The following is a 15,371-nucleotide window of genomic DNA, read 5'->3' as shown; positions in this document are numbered from 1 at the left end:
TGGGCGCCTCACCGGCTATGCCGCAATGCGGAAGAACGAATGCTGCTATGCAAACAAGAACATGGACGTTGGCATCTGGTATACATAAACTGCCTTTCGAAATGAGGCAGCAAGACTGACTGTCTCAAGAAAGGGATTTCCGATGTCCAAGACCGCTTCCGTTGCTCTCGCCCCCTCCGCCTCGCTGTTCGCCCGCCTGATGGCCGCGATCGACAGCTTCCTGATGGCGAGCGCCGAGATTTCCAATCACAACGGCGACCTGCCGCGTTTCGGCCTGTAAGGAGGCCTTGTCCTCCCGCCAGACGGTGGGCTGACAGACTCGCAGACGCCAAGTTCGGTCAAATGGCCCCGCATGTTCGGGGCCATTTTCTTTTGCCGCCTTGCCTGGGCTTGCGACCGCAACTGCGACGATTCGTCCCTCCGGACCGCCGCCGATCCGATTGTTTGTTCGCTGGCATCGCGCATACCATTGGACAAGCAAGAGCGATTGCACAATCCAAGGTGTAAGGCGGGGAAACGTAACGCAGGACGGGAACAGCCGAGGGCACACGCACCGCGAACCTTGGCGGAACCTTAGCCGAAAGGAGCGGATGCCGCGCGCTGTCCCTCCTCATACAGTTTCTATCGGGACTGCCATGGGAGATCGACCGCAAGGGTGACACCAGGCATCTGAATCGAGATGGGCTGACGCAAGTCGACAAAGAGCGGCTGCGTTGAGGGTTCGACAGGGAGAGAAACAAATGAAGCCATCCGTTCTGAGTGTCGCTTTGGCGGCAATCGCGATGTCGTGCGCCAGCAGCACCGCAAGCCGGGCTGCCTGGGAGCCAGTCCGTCCGGTCGAGTTCATCGTGCCCGCGGGCACCGGCGGCGGCGCCGATCAGATGGCGCGCACCATCCAGGGCATCGTCACCAAGCACAATCTGATGAAGCAGCCGATGGTCGTCATCAACAAGGCGGGCGGCGCGGGCGGTGAAGGCTTCCTCGACGTGAAGACGTCATCGGGCAATCCGCACAAGATCATCATCACGCTGTCGAACCTGTTCACGACGCCGCTGGCCACCGGCATTCCGTTCAACTGGAAGGATTTGACGCCGGTGGCGATGCTGGCGCTCGACGAATTCGTGCTCTGGGTGAATGCCGAGAAGCCGTACAACAGCGTCAAGGATTACGTCGACGCCGCGAAGAAGGCACCAAGCGGCTCGTTCAAGATGGGCGGCACCGGCTCCAAGCAGGAAGACCAGATCATCACGGTCGGCATCGAGAAGGCGATCGACGCGAAGTTCACCTACATTCCCTACAAGGGCGGCGGCGAAGTCGCCGTCCAGCTCGTCGGCAATCACGTCGATTCGACCGTCAACAATCCGATCGAGGCGGTCGCGCAATGGCGCGGCGGCAAGCTGCGCCCGCTCTGCGTGTTCGACGCCCAGCCGATGGCCTATGACGAACCGATCGCCGACGGCAAGGCCTGGAAGGATATTCCGACCTGCAAGTCGCAGGGCCTTGCGATGGAATATCTCATGCTGCGCGGCATCTTCATGTCGCCCAAGGCCACGAAGGACCAGATCGAATACTATGTCGAGCTGTTCAAGAAGGTGCGCGCCACGCCGGAATGGCAGGACTTCATGAAGAGCGGCGCCTTCAACACGACCTTCATGACCGGAGCCGACTACGCCAAATGGGTCGAGGCGGAGGAGAAGCGCCACGAAGGCTTGATGAAGGAAGCCGGTTTCCTCGCATCGGGGAATTGAGCCGCGGCATCGACGATGGCTGAGGACGCTGCTCGTCCTCACGCCCGCCGCGACCGCGAAAGACTGCGTTTCCGCCTGGAGGCCCCATGACTGAACGATCCCATGACTGAACGATCCGGATCCGGCCCGGCCCACAAGACGCTGGAAATCGGGATGGCGCTGCTGATCGGCGTCTTCGGCCTCGTCGTCATCTTCGGCAGCCTGAAGGCCGGCATCAACTGGGGCGCGGAGGGCCCGCGTGCCGGCTTCTTCCCCTTCTATATCGGCGCCGCCATCGTCGTGGCGAGCGCCATCAACCTCTGGCATGCGCAACGCGACGACGACGGCCGGCTGTTCGCGGAATGGGGACAGCTGCGCCAGGTCATGAGCGTCGTCGTGCCGACCGCTATCTATGTCGGCTCGATGCCGTTCATCGGCCTCTACGTCGCCTCGATGGTTTTCATCGCCTGGTTCATGCGCTGGCTCGGCGGCTATCGCTGGCTGACGACCATCGCGATCGCGGTCGGAATGCCGGTCCTGACCTATCTCGTTTTCGAGCGCTGGTTCCTCGTCCCGCTTCCCAAGGGTCCGTTCGAGGAATGGCTCGGCCTGTAAGGGCCGCGCCGTCATTTCCGTCACTTCTGCAGGACGTATCGATATGGAAGAGTTGGCCAATCTGTTTCACGGCTTCGCGGTCGCCCTGCAGCCCTACAACATCATGCTGATGATCATCGGCATCACGCTCGGGGTCATCATCGGCGTGCTGCCGGGGCTGGGGGGCGCCAACGGCGTCGCGATCCTGCTTCCCCTGACCTTCAGCATGCCGCCGACATCGGCGATCATCATGTTGTCCTGCATCTATTGGGGCGCATTGTTCGGCGGCGCCATCACCTCGATCCTGTTCAACATACCCGGCGAGCCCTGGTCCGTGGCGACCACTTTCGACGGCTATCCGATGGCGCAACAGGGCAGACCCGGCGAAGCCCTGACCGCCGCCTTCACCTCCTCCTTCGTGGGCGCGCTGTTTGCCGTCATCATGATCACGCTCGTCGCGCCGCTCGTTGCGGGCTTCGCACTGCGATTTGGTCCGGCGGAGAAGTTCGCGGTGTACTTCCTCGCTTTCTGCAGCTTCGTCGGCCTCAGCAAGGAGCCGCCGTTCAAGACCATCGCGGCGATGATGATGGGCTTTGCGCTCGCGGCGGTCGGCCTCGATTCGATCACCGGACAGTTGCGGCTGACCTTCGGCATCACGGAGCTGCTCAACGGATTCGACTTCCTGATCGCCGTGATCGGCCTGTTCGGCATCGGCGAGATCCTGCTGACCATGGAGGAAGGGCTGGCGTTCCGCGGCGGCAACGCCAGCATCAATCTTCGGGTGGTGCTGCAGACCTGGCGGGAATTGCCCGCCTATTGGATGACCTCGCTGCGCTCGTGCCTGATCGGCTGCTGGATGGGCGTCACGCCCGCCGGCGCAACGCCGGCCTCCTTCATGAGCTACGGCATCGCCAAGCGCCTGTCGCGACGCGGCAACAATTTCGGCAAGGGCGAGATCGAAGGCGTGATCGCGCCGGAGACTGCGGCTCATGCCGCGGGCACCGCCGCGCTGCTGCCGATGCTCTCGCTCGGCGTGCCGGGTTCGCCGACCGCCGCCGTCCTGCTCGGCGGCTTGCTGATCTGGGGCCTGCAGCCGGGCCCGATGCTGTTCGTCGAGCAGAAGGAATTCGTCTGGGGCCTGATCGCGTCGATGTATCTCGGCAACCTCGCCGGCCTCATCGTCGTGCTCACCTGCGTGCCGATCTTCGCCGCGATCCTCCGCGTGCCCTTCGGCATCATCGCGCCGCTCATCCTGGTGCTCTGTGCGATCGGCGCCTATTCGGTGCACAACAGCACCTTCGACGTGATGCTGATGCTGGTGTTCGGCGTGCTCGGCTATCTCCTGAAGAAGTGCAACTACCCGCTCGCCCCGCTGGTGCTCGCCATCGTGCTCGGCGACAAGGCCGAGGAAGCCTTCCGCCAATCGCTGCTGGGATCGCAGGGATCGCTCGGGGTGTTTTTCTCCAACGGCCTCGTCAGCACGATCATGGCGCTCGGTCTGGTCGCCTTGTTCTGGTCCGCGATCCAGGAAGGCTATAGCCGGTTGCGCACGTCGATGGCGTGACGAGCGACCTGCGCCATCAGCGCCGCCGCCGCCAAATTGCCGCAGGGCGGACTTCTGGAATATAGAATTCCAGGAATCGCGTGTTCAGCGACGGACCGCGCGTCGGCGGCGCGCGCGTGGAGAATCCCCAAACGTGCGGTCATTCAACAGCGGTCTTGCGGCGTCGCGACGAAACCAAAGTAAGAGCTGAATCAATCACTTGAACAGGATCAACCGCCGCTTCCGCGAGCGCGCCGGCAGCGATTGAGGCTTTACAATCCAGCCCTCATGGCGCATGTGAACAGGCCCGCGTTATTTCGCCGCACCTCCCGTCCTCCGCTTGAATCTTGGCATAATGAATACCAGGATGCGGGCAGCGCATGCATAAAAATGATCGGCGCATTCGGGAGGGTTTTTAATGACGGACATGGTGCAGTCGGCAGCGGCCCCCAGTGCCGCACGCGTAAGCGATGCGTATCGCTGGGCGCAGTTGGCGATCGGTGTGATGGCGATGGTGATGATCGCCAATTACCAATATGGCTGGACGTTCTTCGTCCCCGACATCCAGAAGACGTTCGGCTGGGATCGCGCGTCGATCCAGTGGGCCTTCACCCTTTTCGTCTTGTTCGAGACCTGGCTGGTGCCGGTCGAAGGATGGTTCGTCGACAAATACGGCCCGCGCATCGTCGTGCTGGTCGGCGGCGTGCTCTGCGCCATCGGCTGGGCGATCAACGCGCAGGCCACCTCGCTCAACGGCTACTATCTCGGCATGATCATCGCGGGCATCGGCGCCGGCGGCGTCTACGGCACCTGCGTCGGCAATGCGCTGAAATGGTTTCCGGACAAGCGCGGTCTTGCCGCCGGCATCACCGCCGCGGGCTTCGGTGCAGGCTCTGCGCTGACCGTCGCGCCGATCCAGGCCATGATCAAGGACAGCGGCTTCCAGACCACCTTCCTCTATTTCGGCCTCGGGCAAGGCATCATCATCTGCATCCTCGCCTTCTTCCTGCTCGCGCCGAAAGCGGGCCAGGTGCCGAACGTGGTGGCGAATGCCAATATCATCCAGACCCGCCGCAACTATCAGCCGACCGAGGTGCTGCGCCAGCCGATCTTCTGGCTGATGTACTTCATGTTCGTGATCGTCGGCGCGGGTGGACTGATGGTCACCGCGAACCTGAAGCCGATCGCGGTTGACTGGAAAGTCGACAGCGTGCCGGTGACGCTGATGGCGGTGACGATGACGGCGGTGACCTTCGCGGCCACCATCGACCGCGTGCTCAACGGCCTGACGCGTCCGTTCTTCGGCTGGATCTCCGACATGATCGGCCGCGAGAACACCATGTTCATCGCCTTCGGCATGGAAGGGTTCGGCATCTGGATGCTCTACCTCTGGGGCCACGATCCGGTATGGTTCGTGCTGCTCTCGGGCTTCGTGTTCTTCGCCTGGGGTGAGATCTACTCGCTGTTCCCCTCGACCTGCACCGACACGTTCGGCGCCAAGTTCGCGACCACCAATGCCGGCCTGCTCTACACCGCCAAGGGCACCGCCGCGCTCCTGGTGCCCATCGCCAACTACATGCAGCAATCGTCGGGCACCTGGGACGCCGTGTTCATCATCGCGGCCGGCGCCAACATCCTGGCTTCGCTGCTGGCGATCGCGGTGCTGAAACCCTGGCGCAAGGTCGTGGTCGCGAAATCGACCATCTGACCGCTCCACCGCAGTTCACGCGAACGACGCCCGGCCCTCACGGCCGGGCGTTTTCGTTTTGAGGAGACCTCCGCGATTGGCGGGATGCGGCCTGACCCGCCGCTTTTTGTGAACGCCGAGCCAAGATAGGACTTGCAATCTGGAATATCGTATACCAATCTCCGAGCAACGCCTGCGACGATAAGACACAATATTTGCGACATCAGGTCACCTTGGCAATCTGATGTACGCAAGACAGGCGCGTTGGGAGGTTCTGATGATTTCCAGCCCGGATGGCGCCGCCACCGCCGCGCCGCTTCGCACCGGCTTCCGTTGGCTCCAGCTCGGCATGGGCATCGTCTGCATGGCGATGATCGCCAATCTGCAATATGGCTGGACGCTGTTCGTCGATCCGATCGACGCCGCCCATCATTGGGGGCGCGCCGCGATCCAGCTCGCTTTCACCATCTTCGTGGTCACCGAGACCTGGCTGGTGCCGGTCGAGGCCTGGTTCGTCGACAAATACGGCCCGCGCATCGTCGTCATGTTCGGCGGCGCGATGATCGCGCTGTCCTGGATCGTCAACTCCTACGCCGACAGCCTCACCCTGCTCTACGCGGCCGCGATCATCGGCGGCCTGGGCGCGGGCGCGGTGTACGGCACCTGCGTCGGCAACGCGCTGAAATGGTTTCCCGACCGTCGCGGTCTCGCGGCAGGTGCGACCGCCGCCGGCTTCGGCGCGGGCGCCGCGCTCACGATCGTGCCGATCGCGAGCATGATCGCCTCGAGCGGCTACCAGCACGCGTTCCTCACCTTCGGCATCGGCCAGGGCGTCGTCGTGTTCGTGCTCGCCTTCTTCATCCAGCCGCCGCGGATCTCGATTCCGCCGAAGAAGAAGCAGCTCAATTTGCCGCAGACCAAGATCGACTTCACCCCGCCGCAGGTGCTGCGCACCCCCGTTTTCTGGGTGATGTATCTCGTTTTCGTGATGGTTGCCTCGGGCGGCCTGATGACCGCGGCGCAGATCGGTCCGATCGCGCACGACTACAAGATCGCGAATAGTCCGGTAACGCTCGCCGGCTTCCAGATGGCGGCCTTGACGTTCGCGATCTCGCTCGACCGCATCTTCGACGGTTTCGGGCGTCCGTTCTTCGGCTGGGTCTCTGACACGATCGGCCGCGAGCCCACCATGTTCATCGCCTTCGGCACGGCTGCCTTGATGTTGCTGACGCTGTCGGCCTATGGCCACCTGCCGACCATCTTCGTGCTCGCGACCGCGGTCTATTTCGGTGTGTTCGGCGAGATCTACTCGCTGTTCCCCGCGACCTGCGGCGACACCTTCGGTGCGAAGTTCGCGACCACCAACAACGGCATGCTCTACACCGCCAAGGGCACGGCCTCGCTGCTCGTCCCGCTCGCAAGCATGATCTCCACCGCCTATGGCTGGAAGGCCGTGTTCGTGGTCGCGGTGGCGCTGAACGCAACGGCGGCGCTGATGGCGCTGCTCGTGATCAAGCCGCTGCGCCGCTCCTTCATCCTCGGCAAGGAAGCCGAGAGCACCGGCGCTGCCACCGGCACTGCCAAAACCGAGACGGCGTAAGCACCACACAGATTGCATCCGTGAGAAGGGGCGCAGCGATGCGCCCCTTCTTTCTTTGGTCTCTTTGGCTCAGGACAAACGTCAGTATGGCTGTCGCAAGATTTTTCGGATCAGCCAAATCCAGCGCTTGACGATTGGCATTATGTATACCACACTTCTCCCGTCACTCACCCAGGGAGGTTGCAATGCTGGTCGGAGACATTCTGCGCAAGAAGACGCCGCGCGTTGTCACGGTGCGTATGAACGAAACGGTGGGTATCGCGGCCAAGCTGATGCGCGCCAACAATATCAGCGCGCTGGTGGTGAAGGACGTGGTCCGCTCCGAGGGCAACACCGCGGTCGGCATGTTCACCGAGCGCGACGTGGTGCGCGCCGTCGCCGAGCACGGCGCGAACGCCGTCAATGTCAAGGTCTCGCAACTCGTCTCGGTGCAGCAGCTCGTGTCCTGCACCTCCTCGGATCCGATCGAGCACGTCCGCCATCTGATGAACCGTCATCACATCCGCCATCTGCCCGTGATCGACGATTACAGCCTCATCTCCGTCATCAGCATGCGCGACATCGCCGCGGCCGTCGACGAGGCCCTCAACGGCACGCCGCAAGCCGCAGCCTAAGCGCCCCCTCACGTCCAGCCACGGAAGAGCTGCGCCCCTCTCCCGCTTGCGGAGAGGATTGGGGAGAGGGCTGCATCCGCTGGGGAGACTCCCCAAGAGGATAGAGCCCTCACCCGCCGAGTTCTCCGAACCCGCCGACCTCTCTCGCAAGCGGGAGAGGTGCAGGGAGCCTGTTGCCTGATCGATCCAACTGAATGCCAATCTTGGTCCCGCGAGGATTTCATGAAGATCTGCATCTACGGCGCCGGCGCAATCGGCGGATATCTCGGGGTTCAGCTCGCGCGCGCGGGCGCCGATGTCAGCCTCGTCGCACGCGGCCCGCACCTTGCCGCGATGCGCGAGCGCGGCCTGACGCTGCTCGCGGGCGAAGAGAAGCACACCGTGCACCCGCGCTGCACCGACAACCCCGCCGAGCTCGGCGTGCAGGACTACATCATCATCACGCTGAAGGCCCATTCGATCACCGGCGTGATCGAGAAGATGCAGCCGCTACTCGGGCCTCACACCCGCATCGTCACGGCCGTCAACGGCATCCCCTATTGGTACTTCTACAAGCACGGCGGCCAATACGAGAACTCGACGCTGGAGAGCATCGACCCCGGCGGGCGGCAGTGGCGCGAAATCGGTGCCGAGCGCGCCATCGGCTGCATCGTCTATCCCGCCACCGAGATCGAGGCGCCCGGCGTGATCCGCCACGTCTACGGCAGCAACTTTCCGCTCGGCGAGCCCTCCGGCGAGATCACTGATGACGTGCAGCGTCTCGCCGACCTGTTCGTCGCCGCCGGGCTGAAGGCGCCGGTGCTCGACCGCATCCGGGACGAGATCTGGCTCAAGCTGTGGGGTAACGTCTGCTTCAATCCGATCAGCGCGCTGACCCATGCCACGCTCGACGTGATCTGCACCGATCCGGCGACGCGCGCACTGTCCCGCGCGATCATGGTGGAGACGCAAGCCATCGCCGAGACGTTCGGGGTCAAGTTCCGCGTTGACGTCGAGCGCCGCATCGAGGGCGCCCGCAAGGTCGGCGCGCACAAGACCTCGATGCTCCAGGATCTCGAGCGTGGCCGCCCGATGGAGATCGATCCGCTCGTCACGGTGGTGCAGGAGATGGGCCGCCTTACCGGGATCGCCACGCCCGCGCTCGATTCAGTGCTGGCGATGGTGACCCAGCGCGCCCGCATCGCCGGCCTCTATGACGGGGTCTCGACGCCATCAGATCCGCGCGCACTGGCGGTGGCATGATGGCGAGCGAGATCAAGAAGTGGCTCCGCTTTCGGAGCAATGGCACGACCGGCTTCGGCACGCTGAGCCCATCAGGCATCAGCGTGCATGAAGGCGAGGTGTTCGGCCGCAGCACCGCTACCGGCAAGACGCTGTCGCTGTCGGAGGTCGAGCTGCTCGCGCCCTGTGCGCCCAGCAAGATCGTCGCGCTCTGGAACAATTTCCACGCGCTCGCGGCCAAGCTCAACCAACCCGAGCCGCCGGAGCCGCTCTATCTGCTGAAGGCCACCACCAGCATCGCCGCCCCCGGTGCGGTGATCCGCCGCCCGTCCTCCTACGACGGCAAGACGACCTATGAGGGCGAGCTCGGCATCGTCATCGGCAAGGCCTGCGCGCGCGTCTCGCCTGACGAAGCCGACAGCTTCATCTTCGGCTACACCTGCGTCAACGACATCACCGCCAACGACATCCTGACCAGGGATCCCACTTTCCCGCAATGGGCCCGCGCAAAGGGCATCGACGATTACGGCCCGTTCGGCCCTGTCATCGCGACTGGCATCGATCCGGCCGGGCTCGTGGTCCGTACTATCCTCAATGGCGCGGAGCGGCAGAACTATCCGATCTCAGACATGATCTTCAGCGCTCAGGAGCTGGTCAGCAGGATCTCCCATGACATGACCCTGCTGCCCGGCGACCTCATCGCCGTCGGCACCTCCGTCGGCGTCGGCGTGATGAAGGAGCCGGTAAACACGGTCACCGTCGCGATCGACGGCATCGGCGAGCTGACCAACGAGTTTCGGCTGTAACCACCAACACGGTGCAGTAGCCCGGATGAGCGAAGCGACATCCGGGAGGACTGTCGTGTGACACCCCGCATGTCGCTGCGCTCATGCGGGCTACGACCTCTGCTCCGTCATTGGCGGCTCGCCGGCTAATTGCCCCGCAGCGCAGCAAAATTGATCCGGCGCAAACCGCGACGTCGCCGCCACCGCTATCCTTCCGCAAGAAATCAATGTCTGATGCAAGGGAGGACGCCATGACGAATGCCGGCAATGCGCTTTTGTGGACGGCCCTTTACTTCGCTCTCTCGTTCGTTGCGATCTTCGTCGTTTGGTTCGCCGACAAGATGCGCTCGAACATCTCTCGGAAACGATAGTCCGAGGCGCGTCTACATTTCCGAAGCATTCGGACACATCACATCTGCGCGCGCTTGACATATGCCGCCAACATGTCGCGCGCCTGCCGCAACTTGGACGCATTCGGTCGCCCTTTTGTGTGGCGTGTCTGGGGGCACGGCGCTGCCGTGTTTGGACCAAACCTTCAGGGGTATATGACTGTGAAGAAGATTGTATTTGCTCTCGGTGCTACGCTTGCTCTGGCGACGGCTGCGAACGCTGCGGATCTGCCGCGCCGGCAGCCCGTGCCGGCCTATCCGGCCGAACAGGCGCCGATTGGCAAGATGCCGATTGGCAAGAGCCCCGTTGGAAAAGCCCCGATCGGCAAGGCGCCCGGCCCGGTCGCAGCGCGCTACTGACGCGCAGCGGAATACGCGCAGATCTGCGTAGCAGCCGACAGTCGAGGGGTGTCGCGTGACGAACAAAGCTGATCGATCGGGATCCTGCATCCTCGCGGGCTTCGCTCTTGCGGCTATGCTCTCGTGCACGACGCCCTCGGCCTCGGCCCACCAGGCAAACAAGCGCGCTGCCGATGCCAACGCGCTTGCCACGACCGACACCGCCTCGCGACCTCAGCCGCAATCGACGCGGCGCTCCGTCGCGCGCGCGGAGACAGGCCCCTACTACGTCGACTTCCGCGCGCGTACCGCCGCGAGCTGGGGCCATGCCTTCGTCTGGTACGGCAAGACCAGCGAGCGCGCCGTGGAGGTCGCAGGGCTCACACCGGCCGGCGACACGCTCGCTTACGTGCTCGGTCACCTCACCTTTGTGCCGTCCGAGACCGGCGCGAGCTACGGCGATCTCGATCCGGAATATCTGACCGCGAGCTATCGCGTCTACCTGAACGAAGCGGACGCAAAGCGAGTATTCGCCTACATCAAGAAATTGCAGGCGAACTCACCGGTGTGGAACGCGGAGACCACCAACTGCACCGGCTTCATCGGCGATATCGCCGAATTCATGGGATTGCAGGTCCCCAACCGCTGGCAACGCCCGGAAAACTTCGTCAACCACCTCAAGGAAATGAACGGCGGCCGTCAGATGGTGCGGCTGTCGGCGGAGTAGCCGAAGCGTTGTAGCCGGGATGGAGCGCAGCGAAATCCGGGATCGGAATCGCGTGTTGCACGATCCAACCGGATTGCGCTTCGCTCCATCCTGCTCGAGCCCTCTTATCAAATCCACAGTCGCAATGACGGTGTTGAAGCAGCGGGATTCAAGCGCCGCCTCAGCGGTGTCCCGGCGCGCGCGCTGGTCATAGGACCCGAATTATCCGCCCTGCGGAATCACCTTGCTCCGCGCATGATCGCCCTGCCCCTACCGCACGCCGGCCCGATAGACTTTTGCCACCCCCAGCGGCATCCTCCCGCCATCAACCGATAACAGAGCGCCACGCAGGCGGGGGAAACACATCATGTTGCAGACACGGTTCACCAAACTCGTCGGCGTCGAGCACCCGATCGTCCAGGGCGGCATGCAGTGGGTCGGCCGAGCCGAGCTCGTCGCTGCCGTCGCCAATGCCGGCGCGCTCGGGTTCATCACCGCGCTGACCCAGCCGACGCCGGAGGACCTGACCAGGGAGATCGCGCGCTGTCGCGACCTCACCGACAAGCCGTTCGGCGTCAATCTCACCATCCTGCCCGCGATCAAGCCGCCGCCCTATGCCGAATACCGCGCCGCCATCATCGAGAGCGGCGTCAAGGTGGTCGAGACCGCCGGCAACAAGCCGCAGGAGCATGTCGACGAGTTCAGGAGGCACGGCGTCAAGGTCGTGCACAAATGCACCAGCGTGCGCCACGCGCTTTCGGCCGAAAGGATGGGCGTCGATGCCATCTCGATCGATGGATTCGAATGCGCCGGCCACCCCGGCGAGGACGACACCCCCGGCCTGATCCTGATCCCGGCCGCCGCCAACAAGATCAGGATCCCGATGATCGCCTCGGGCGGCTTTGCCGATGCCCGCGGCCTCGTCGCGGCGCTGGCCCTGGGCGCGGACGGCATCAACATGGGCACGCGCTTCATGGCCACCAAGGAAAGCCCGATCCACCAGCTCATCAAGGAGAAGATCGTCGCCAATGACGAGCGCGAGACCGAGCTGATCTTCCGCACCATGCGCAACACCTCGCGTGTGGCGAAGAACGCGATCTCGAGCAAGGTCGTCGCCATGGAGAAGGAGGGCGCGAAATTCGAGGACATCCGCGAGCTCGTCGCCGGCGCCCGCGGCAAGATGGTCTATGCCACCGGCGATTCCGACGAAGGCATCTGGTCGGCCGGCCAGGTGCAGGGCCTGATCCAGGACATCCCGAGCTGCGCCGAACTGGTCTCCCGCATCGTGCGCGAGGCGGAAGCGATCATCCGCGGCCGGCTCGAAGGCATGATCGTTCATCCGCAACGTGAAGCCGCGGAATAGTCACCGCAGGAAGCGAGAGCAATTCATGAAGGCTTACGTCTACGGCCCTGGTGGCGCTACGATTTCCGATGTCGCTCAACCAAAGCCAGAGGGCACGCAGGTGCTGGTCCGCGTCCGCGCCAGCGCCCTGAACCGCGCCGACACCGCCATGCGCAAGGGGCACGCCCATGGGGCGGCCGGCGGCGTCGGCACCGTGCTCGGCATGGAATGGGCCGGCGAAGTCGCCGAGCTTGGGCCGAATGCCAAAGGCGTCAAAGTCGGCGACCGCATCATGGGCTCGGGCGGCGCGGCCTTTGCCGAATATACGCTGGCCGATCACGGACGGCTATTCCACGCCCCCTCAAACATGAATTTCGAGGAGGCCGCCACCCTGCCCGTCGCACTCACGACCATGCACAACGCCGTCGTTACCGTTGGCGGTGTGCAGGCGGGCCAGAGCGTGCTGATCCAGGGCGCGAGCTCCGGGGTCGGCCTGATGGCGATGCAGATCGCCAGGCTCAAGGGCGCAAAGCTCGTGATCGGCTCGTCGACCGATGCCGCTCGTCGCGGCCGGCTGAAGGACCATGGCGCCGATCTCGCCGTCGATAGCTCCGATCCCCAATGGGTCGACGAGGTGCTGAAGGCGACGAACGGGGAAGGCGTCGATCTGATCGTCGACCAGGTCTCGGGCAAGGTCGCGAGCCAGAACCTCGCCGCGACGAAGATCAAGGGCCGCATCGTCAATGTCGGCCGGCTCGGCGGCACCCACGCCGACTTCAATTTCGACCTGCATGCGGCCCGCCGCATCGACTATGTCGGCGTCACCTTCCGCACCCGCACCATCGAGGAGGTCCGCGAGATCTTCGAGGAGGTCCGCAAGGACGTCTGGGGCGCGGTGGAATCGCGCAAGCTGCAGCTGCCGATCGACAAGGTGTTCGCGTTCGACGATATCGATCAGGCGTTCGAGCACATGGAGGCGAACAGGCATCTGGGGAAGATCGTGGTGACGCTGTGAAGGTTGTGGCAGTGAGACAAGAGCGGAGCGACGCTCTCTCCTCTCGTCATGGCCGGGCTTGACCCGGCCATCCACGTCTTTACCCCTTACGCAGAAGAACGTGGATGCCCGGGACAAGCCCGGGCATGACGGCGTCGGGGGATCCGCTCCTGCAAGTCACTCGCGACTACGGCTGTGGATCGTCGCTTGATGTTCACCCACGCCCTGCTAAATCCCCGCCATGGCCTCTCAGCACAATAAAACCTCGGTCGCCGCGATCTCGATCTTCGCCAGTGGCGGCATGGCGGCGGCGAAGTTCGCGGTCGGGATCGCGATCGGCTCGCTGGCGCTGATCTCCGAGGCCCTGCATTCCTCGATCGACCTGGTCGCGACCATCATCACCTGGGCGGTGGTGCGGGTGTCCGACAAGCCCGCAGACGACGAGCACCATTACGGCCACGGCAAGCTGGAAAGCGTCTCCGCACTCGGCGTCACCGCCCTGCTCTACGTGCTTGCCGGCGGCATCCTGGTCGAGGCCTATAGCCGGCTGAGCGAGGGAACCCCGCCGCCGACCATTTCGGCCGTGCCGTTCGTGGTGCTGGTGCTCGACATCGCCGTCAATCTCTGGCGCGCCCGCGCCCTGCACCGCGCCGCGCGGGAGACCCGGAGCCAGGCGCTGGCGGCGGATGCGCTGCATTTCGCCTCCGACGTGATGGGCTCGTTCGCCGTGATCGTGGGCCTGATCCTCGCCGGCCTCGGCTTCTGGTGGGGCGACGCGGCGGCGGCCGCAGCGGTTGCCGTGATGATCGCCCTGCTCGGGCTGCGCATGGCCGGCTCCACCGTGCAGACGCTGGTCGACCGCGCCCCGGAAGGCGCGCAGGAGAAGGCCACCGCCGCGATCCGGAGCGTGCCGGGCGTGATCGACGTCGACCGGCTGCGCGTGCGCATGGTCGGAGCGACCACGTTCATCGACACCATCGCAAAGGTGCCGCGAACCTATCCGATCGACCGCGTCGAGGAGATCAAGCGCAGCGCGCAAATCGCCGTGGACAAGGCGTTCGGCGACGCCGACCTCACCTTCACCGCCGTCCCCGTCGCCCGCAACAACGAGACCGTGCGCGACCGCATCATGGTGATCGCGCACAATTCGGGCCTCGCCGTTCACCATGTCACGGTGCACGATCTCGGCGCCAAGCTGACCGTCAGCATCGACCTCGAGGTCGACGCCGACATGCAGCTCGAGGCCGCCCATGACGTCGCCAACACACTGGAGCGCAACATCCAGGAGGAGTTCGGCGAGGACGTCGAGGTCGACGTTCACATCGAGCCATTGGAACCGGAACTGCCGTTCGGCATCGATGCCGCACCGGAACGGGTGCAGACCATCGCCGCTGCTCTGACGGAATATGCCGCCGGCGGCGATATCCACGACATCCATAACGTGCGGGTCCGCAACACCGACGCCGGAGAAATCGTCAACTTCCACTGCCGCGCGGCACCGTCGATGAGCGTGATCAAGGTGCATGAGCATGTCGATGCGATCGAGCGCGCGTTGCGGCGTGCGTTTCCGAGCGTGAAGCGCGTGATCAGTCACGCCGAACCGCCGCGCGCGTGACGCAGAACGCACGGGGAGTCGCACGTTCTCGTTTCGGACTCCTCGCGCGCGCGAGTTTGCGGCCACACGATGCACAAACTGCGCGTTGGATAAGAATAATTTCGCGTTAACGATTCGTTGACTCTCGACAGCCCGCGAAAACTGGATTCAAATCAGTGTGATTCGGAAGCGACGTGGGGCTGTTTCCGAACTTCAGTTGCAAGCAGGTTTCAGGG

The 15,371-nt window shown here is 64.0% G+C and carries 14 protein-coding genes; all 14 read left to right on the top strand.

Annotated elements, in window-relative coordinates; translation table 11 throughout:
• Nucleotides 1-142 precede the first annotated feature (142 nt).
• The 14 genes from FJV43_RS29560 (at nucleotide 143) to FJV43_RS29495 (ending at nucleotide 15,156) form a co-directional block, all read left to right on the top strand.
• Nucleotides 143-280 carry a hypothetical protein gene (locus tag FJV43_RS29560; RefSeq protein WP_194388353.1) on the top strand — a complete coding sequence of 46 codons (138 nt, stop codon included), beginning with the start codon at nucleotides 143-145 and terminating at the stop codon, nucleotides 278-280.
• 460 nt (nucleotides 281-740) lie between these two features.
• Entirely contained in the window at nucleotides 741-1,748 is a 1,008-nt protein-coding gene (locus tag FJV43_RS29555; RefSeq protein ID WP_239622503.1) for a tripartite tricarboxylate transporter substrate-binding protein, read from the top strand.
• A gap of 102 nt (nucleotides 1,749-1,850) precedes the next feature.
• The gene (locus FJV43_RS29550; protein WP_239622502.1) at nucleotides 1,851-2,342 is read left to right on the top strand and encodes a tripartite tricarboxylate transporter TctB family protein; all 492 of its coding nucleotides are present in this window, start codon (nucleotides 1,851-1,853) and stop codon (nucleotides 2,340-2,342) included.
• Between the two features lie 43 nt (nucleotides 2,343-2,385).
• Entirely contained in the window at nucleotides 2,386-3,885 is a 1,500-nt protein-coding gene (locus FJV43_RS29545; RefSeq protein WP_035676542.1) for a tripartite tricarboxylate transporter permease, read from the top strand.
• A 397-nt stretch (nucleotides 3,886-4,282) separates the two neighbouring features.
• Nucleotides 4,283-5,572, top strand: coding sequence for an oxalate/formate MFS antiporter (gene oxlT / locus FJV43_RS29540; protein WP_194388357.1), 1,290 nt, complete (start codon nucleotides 4,283-4,285; stop codon nucleotides 5,570-5,572).
• Nucleotides 5,573-5,828: 256 nt separating this feature from the next.
• Nucleotides 5,829-7,151: an oxalate/formate MFS antiporter gene (gene oxlT / locus FJV43_RS29535; protein ID WP_239622501.1), complete on the top strand. Its 1,323-nt coding sequence runs from the start codon at nucleotides 5,829-5,831 to the stop codon at nucleotides 7,149-7,151.
• A 185-nt stretch (nucleotides 7,152-7,336) separates the two neighbouring features.
• Entirely contained in the window at nucleotides 7,337-7,765 is a 429-nt protein-coding gene (locus FJV43_RS29530) for a CBS domain-containing protein (RefSeq protein ID WP_028180493.1), read from the top strand.
• Between the two features lie 222 nt (nucleotides 7,766-7,987).
• A complete protein-coding gene (locus FJV43_RS29525; protein ID WP_239622500.1) occupies nucleotides 7,988-9,007 on the top strand; it encodes a 2-dehydropantoate 2-reductase in 1,020 nt (339 codons plus the stop codon).
• Nucleotides 9,004-9,792, top strand: coding sequence for a fumarylacetoacetate hydrolase family protein (locus tag FJV43_RS29520; RefSeq protein WP_239622499.1), 789 nt, complete (start codon nucleotides 9,004-9,006; stop codon nucleotides 9,790-9,792). Before FJV43_RS29525 ends, FJV43_RS29520 begins: the two co-directional genes overlap by 4 nt.
• 524 nt (nucleotides 9,793-10,316) lie before the next feature.
• Nucleotides 10,317-10,520, top strand: a complete 204-nt coding sequence (locus FJV43_RS29515; protein WP_035718272.1) for a hypothetical protein — start codon at nucleotides 10,317-10,319, stop codon at nucleotides 10,518-10,520.
• Between the two features lie 55 nt (nucleotides 10,521-10,575).
• Nucleotides 10,576-11,226 (top strand): hypothetical protein, encoded by a 651-nt coding sequence (locus FJV43_RS29510; RefSeq protein WP_239622498.1) that lies wholly within the window; start codon nucleotides 10,576-10,578, stop codon nucleotides 11,224-11,226.
• 346 nt (nucleotides 11,227-11,572) lie between these two features.
• Entirely contained in the window at nucleotides 11,573-12,568 is a 996-nt protein-coding gene (locus tag FJV43_RS29505) for a nitronate monooxygenase family protein (RefSeq protein ID WP_239622497.1), read from the top strand.
• A gap of 25 nt (nucleotides 12,569-12,593) precedes the next feature.
• Nucleotides 12,594-13,562: a zinc-binding dehydrogenase gene (locus FJV43_RS29500; protein WP_239622496.1), complete on the top strand. Its 969-nt coding sequence runs from the start codon at nucleotides 12,594-12,596 to the stop codon at nucleotides 13,560-13,562.
• Between the two features lie 220 nt (nucleotides 13,563-13,782).
• Nucleotides 13,783-15,156 carry a cation-efflux pump gene (locus tag FJV43_RS29495; RefSeq protein ID WP_239622495.1) on the top strand — a complete coding sequence of 458 codons (1,374 nt, stop codon included), beginning with the start codon at nucleotides 13,783-13,785 and terminating at the stop codon, nucleotides 15,154-15,156.
• The last annotated feature ends 215 nt before the right edge of the window (nucleotides 15,157-15,371 follow it).

Source organism: Bradyrhizobium sp. I71 (genome assembly GCF_022354745.1).
Classification (GTDB): Bacteria; Pseudomonadota; Alphaproteobacteria; order Rhizobiales; family Xanthobacteraceae; genus Bradyrhizobium; species Bradyrhizobium liaoningense.
Note: the sequence above shows the minus strand (reverse complement) of the source record. Positions and strands in the feature narration are given on the sequence as shown.

Coding starts and splice junctions, on each gene's coding strand:
- FJV43_RS29560 (WP_194388353.1), top strand. CDS start 143: ATGTCCAAGACCGCTTCCGTTGCTCTCGCCCCCTCCGCCTCGCTGTTC.
- FJV43_RS29555 (WP_239622503.1), top strand. CDS start 741: ATGAAGCCATCCGTTCTGAGTGTCGCTTTGGCGGCAATCGCGATGTCG.
- FJV43_RS29550 (WP_239622502.1), top strand. CDS start 1,851: ATGACTGAACGATCCGGATCCGGCCCGGCCCACAAGACGCTGGAAATC.
- FJV43_RS29545 (WP_035676542.1), top strand. CDS start 2,386: ATGGAAGAGTTGGCCAATCTGTTTCACGGCTTCGCGGTCGCCCTGCAG.
- oxlT (WP_194388357.1), top strand. CDS start 4,283: ATGACGGACATGGTGCAGTCGGCAGCGGCCCCCAGTGCCGCACGCGTA.
- oxlT (WP_239622501.1), top strand. CDS start 5,829: ATGATTTCCAGCCCGGATGGCGCCGCCACCGCCGCGCCGCTTCGCACC.
- FJV43_RS29530 (WP_028180493.1), top strand. CDS start 7,337: ATGCTGGTCGGAGACATTCTGCGCAAGAAGACGCCGCGCGTTGTCACG.
- FJV43_RS29525 (WP_239622500.1), top strand. CDS start 7,988: ATGAAGATCTGCATCTACGGCGCCGGCGCAATCGGCGGATATCTCGGG.
- FJV43_RS29520 (WP_239622499.1), top strand. CDS start 9,004: ATGATGGCGAGCGAGATCAAGAAGTGGCTCCGCTTTCGGAGCAATGGC.
- FJV43_RS29515 (WP_035718272.1), top strand. CDS start 10,317: ATGACTGTGAAGAAGATTGTATTTGCTCTCGGTGCTACGCTTGCTCTG.
- FJV43_RS29505 (WP_239622497.1), top strand. CDS start 11,573: ATGTTGCAGACACGGTTCACCAAACTCGTCGGCGTCGAGCACCCGATC.
- FJV43_RS29500 (WP_239622496.1), top strand. CDS start 12,594: ATGAAGGCTTACGTCTACGGCCCTGGTGGCGCTACGATTTCCGATGTC.
- FJV43_RS29495 (WP_239622495.1), top strand. CDS start 13,783: ATGGCCTCTCAGCACAATAAAACCTCGGTCGCCGCGATCTCGATCTTC.